Origin of the sequence: Scytonema hankhaensis NUACC26, from assembly GCF_045865695.1 — a bacterium.
Classification (GTDB): domain Bacteria; phylum Cyanobacteriota; class Cyanobacteriia; order Cyanobacteriales; family Nostocaceae; genus Scytonema.
Genome location: NZ_BAACAP010000031.1, coordinates 1 through 4,430, shown reverse-complemented (window position 1 = coordinate 4,430; position 4,430 = coordinate 1). Strand labels below are relative to the sequence as shown.

General features: G+C 39.3%; 3 protein-coding genes. 1 reads left to right on the top strand and 2 read right to left on the bottom strand.

Annotated elements, in window-relative coordinates; genetic code table 11:
- On the bottom strand, positions 1 to 791 hold a 791-nt coding region (locus tag ACKTT2_RS00555; RefSeq protein WP_407882906.1), incomplete at its 3' end, for a ScyD/ScyE family protein.
- A gap of 434 nt (positions 792 to 1,225) precedes the next feature.
- Positions 1,226 to 1,330, bottom strand: coding sequence for a hypothetical protein (locus ACKTT2_RS00550; RefSeq protein ID WP_407882908.1), 105 nt, complete (start codon positions 1,328 to 1,330; stop codon positions 1,226 to 1,228).
- Positions 1,331 to 1,492: 162 nt separating this feature from the next.
- Between ACKTT2_RS00550 and ACKTT2_RS00545 the strand changes: the two genes are divergently transcribed.
- Positions 1,493 to 4,430, top strand: a 2,938-nt coding sequence (locus tag ACKTT2_RS00545; protein WP_407882904.1) for a two-partner secretion domain-containing protein, incomplete at its 3' end; no start/stop codon positions are given.

Sequence of the window (4,430 nt, the reverse complement as noted above, 5' to 3'; positions counted from 1 at the left end):
ATAGGAACACCTGTTAATTGGCTGATATATAAAGCCTTATCTGGACCAATGGCGACACCTGTGGGTACTGCTTGATATGTAATCTCCTGTGTGGGAGTAGTTATGGTTCGATCGCTCAATTCAACAAGCGTCTTTAAATTACTGCCATCAAGGTTTACACTTAATACCTCGTTTCTATTTGCATTGGCAATATAAGCAGTGTCACCCTTAATTGTAAAAGAGTAAGGATTACTACCTACAAAGCCATTAGGTAAAAGCACAGTAGGATCCTTGGCGAATTCATAGCTGGAAATATCGGCAATACTTGTCAACGTACCAGTGTTCAAGTCAACCTTATATAGCTCTCCAAAATTCTGAGAATTTAAGGGTGTATTATTGTAATTTACACCACCAGAAAGACCAATTAGAAGGTAAGCATTTCCAGCTGCATCAAATTGGATGTCCGCCGCGCCAATTCCCTGACGGCTACTGGGTGATAATGCGTAAGACGGCAAATTTGTGAGAACACGCTGTTGCTTACCGTCCTTAATTCTTGTTACAGCACCACTCGAACCAATACAAGCTTGCTGGTTCGGGAAAGTAAATGATGCACTACATAGCTGGTCTCCCCCCACACCTGCTTCTGTAACGTAGAGACTACCATCAGGACCAAAGCTAAGACCCCTGACGTTATCCAGACCGTCAGCAATGACACTAACCGTCGTAGCAGCAACTGGTTTTGTTTCAAGAACAACAGCAAAACAAAAAGTAAGAGTTGCCAAGCTAAAAGCTGATTTAGTTAGAAAAGACATAAATAGTTAGAAACCAAGAATACGTTGACTCTTGATTTGATAAATTGTGCGCTTGTGCAAAAGGCTACAAAATTTCACTCATCAATAACAATGAAAAATCTTTTGATTAGCATGACATTTCTTTTGCTATCAATTTTGTCATTATTTAGAAATAATTAATAATTTGTCTTGCTATATTAAATAGCGATTGTGTAATAAGCGATGCAGTTCGACAGGAAATAGAAGATACTTTACTGTTACCTATAGCCGAAATCAAGAAATACAAAGCTACACAACGTAATTTGGAATAATGAGTGCTAAACTTTGCTTCGATTTTAGCCTGGAGGTATTGGTTTTTGGTAAGAGCCGAAATAATGCCTTAGCCATTCCTTCAAAGCGATACTCATATCTTCGCTAGTATTGGAAGTTACAGAAATATTCAAAGTCTCTTGACTCTATTGGGCTAATGCTCTCAGTAAATGAATTTTCGCTTTAGTAAGCCGACGATAAATTGTAGGCTGACTCACATTTAACCGTTGTTTAATTTGATTCTGAGTCAGCCCTTGTTGATAGTAAAGTATAAGTATCTCCTGAGTTTGTAAATCTAAATGTTGTGACTCAAATTGTGGAAGCGCAAGGATGGATAATTAATCAAAATGGGGAAGTGACACTCACAGCTTACGCTCATACAGCGACACCTCACAAAGTAGGGAGTTCATCTAATGGAGAGTATCGTACAATCCCTAACCTGTCAGTTCGTTCATACAATGATATTATGTGCTAATTGCGCGTTCTGCACTCTGTGTAGCAGCGAAGCGATCGCCCAAATTACACCGGATGGCACTCTCCCGAATAATTCTACTGTGAAATTAGAGGGCAACACAAGAATTATTGAGGGTGGAACCCAAGTCGGAAGCAATCTTTTCCACAGTTTTTCCGAATTTTCTGTCCCTACTAACAGCATGGCTGTGTTTAACAATGCCCCAGATATTCAAAATATTATTAGTCGAGTGACAGGTCGCGATCGTTCTAATATCAATGGCATAATCAAGGCAAACGGTATTGCAAATCTGTTTTTAATTAATCCTAATGGAATTGTATTTGGACCAAATGGCAGTTTAGATATTCGCGGTTCTTTTGTTGCTACAACAGCTAACGCTTTACAATTTGGTAGTTTAGGTAGTTTCAGCGCTACAAATCCAGAAGCTCCTTCACCATTATTGACAATTAACCCTTCAGCTTTTTTATATAACCAGATCGCTACAGGAGCAATCCAAAATAACTCAGTTGCGCCTGCTGGTCTTCACTTAGCAAACTTTGAAACATATGGTTTGCGAGTACCCGATGGTAAAAGCTTATTACTAATCGGTGGTAATGTGACGATGGATGGCGGACAATTAAATGCTTATGGTGGACGAATCGAATTAGCAGGATTAGCTGCTCCGGGAAGTATAAAGATACTCATTGATGGTAACACTTTTAGTACTCAAGTACCTGAATTGTCGCGAAGTGATGTATTTTTGAATAATGGAGCAATTGCTAATGTTGCTTATGCGAATGGTGGTAGTGTTGCCATCAACGCACGCAATATAGAATTAAAAGGAAGTTTACTCAATGCTGGTATCGAGCAAAAGTTAGGTTCAGCAACTGCAAAAGCAGGAAACATTACTTTGAGCGCTACAGAAGCAATTAGGATAGAGCAAAGTCAAGTTAAAAATCAAGTTCAACCGACTGCTATTGGGAATGCTGGTGATATCAATATTACCACTGGCTTATTATCAGTTAAGGACGGAGCAAGGATTAACACGAGTTCCTTTAGTCAAGGTAATGCTGGTAATCTCAATATAGCCGCTCGCGAACAAGTCTCGTTTCTCAACGGAAGTTTTGGCTGGACGACTTTAGAACCTACAGGTGTAGGAAAAAGTGGAGATTTGCAGATTCAAGCTGATTCCGTACTAGTTGCTAATGACTCTCAATTAAAGGTAAGTACTTTAGGTAAAGGAGATTCTGGCAATTTAACAATTGATGCTCGTAATACGGTTGAATTTTATAATAATTCTTTTGCTTTCAGTCAAGTTGAAAAAGGAGAAGGTAAAGGCGGTCTCATAAAAATCAACACGGGTTCACTCATGCTGAACAATAATTCACTCCTTAGTGCTAGTACTATTGCAAAAGGAGATGCCGGTAGTGTGAAAATACAAGCTCGCGGTCTTGTATCCTTTGCGAATAATAGTAAAGCGTTTACCACAGTCCAAGAAGGTGCTGAAGGAAATGGAAATGACCTTTCAATCCAAGCTAGGTCAGTTTCAGTTACTAATGAATCATTTTTAACAGCAACCACTCTCGGACAAGGGTCTGCAGGTAATGTAGTAATTGATGCTACTGATTCTGTTCTATTTGATAATAAAAGTTATGCCTCTAGCAGCATAGGTTCAGAAGGAGGAGGCGTAGGATTTGGCAACGGAGGTACAGTAAAAATCTCTACAAATTTGCTTCAGCTTACTAACCAAGCCAGATTAATAGCAAATGGCTACGGCAAAGAAGGAAATGCAGGTAATATCATCGTTGATGCCCGCGATAGTGTCTCTTTATCAGATGAAAGTTATATACTTAGTCAGTTAGGAGGGCAAATAAAGGGTAAAGCAGGTAATATCAGCATCACCACAGGTTCACTCTCAGTTGCTAGTCGCTCCGCGCTCAACGCTGATACTTTTGGACAGGGAGACGGCGGTAAAATTAATATTCAAGCACGAAATAATGTGTCTTTTATAACTGAGGGAGGGGCATATGCGAGAGGCGAATTAGATGCAAATGGTAATGGTGGCGATATAAATATTACAGCAGATTCTTTAACTGTCAGGGATGGTTCTTTTATGGCAACAAGCACCTTGGGACAAGGAAATTCTGGCAGTGTAACTATTAACGCTACTGATGCCGTAACATTAAGTGGAGTTAACCAAAAAGGTTTTGCAGGAGGTATTTACAGCGAAGTTGCGACTATTAGACCAGATAGTAATGGAGGTAATATAAATATTACTGCCCGGTTATTGAAAGTCACTGATGGTGCTCGTTTAGCTACTAGTACAAATGGTAATGGGAATGCTGGTAGCGTCAATATTAACGCAACTGATTTTGTTTTATTTGATGGTATAGGTAGTAACAACCGCAGAAGCGGTGCCTATAGTCTTGTATTACCTCTAGGAAGAGGTGAAGCAAATGATATTAACATTAATACAGGTTCGCTTTTTTTACAAAATGGTGCAAACTTGCGTGCCGGTACAGATGGATTAGGGAATGCAGGAAAAATAAAAATTATTGCCCAAGATATGGTATCTATTGACGGAGCAAGCAGCGATGGATTGCCAAGTACGATTGAGAGTAAAGTAGCAGAAAATGCTGTGGGCAATGGAGGTAATGTTGATATTACAACTAAATCGCTTCAGGTTACCAATAGTGCCGAATTATCTAGCAGTAGTCAGGGAAATGGAGCGGCAGGCAATTTAACGGTAAATGCTAATTTAATTCGTCTTGATAACCGAGGGAAAATTTCAGCCGATACCATTGCAGGACAAGGCAATATAAATCTAAATTTAAGAGATTTATTAATAATGCGTCGTAATAGTGAAATCACTACTAAAGCTTCTGGCAACAATATTACTG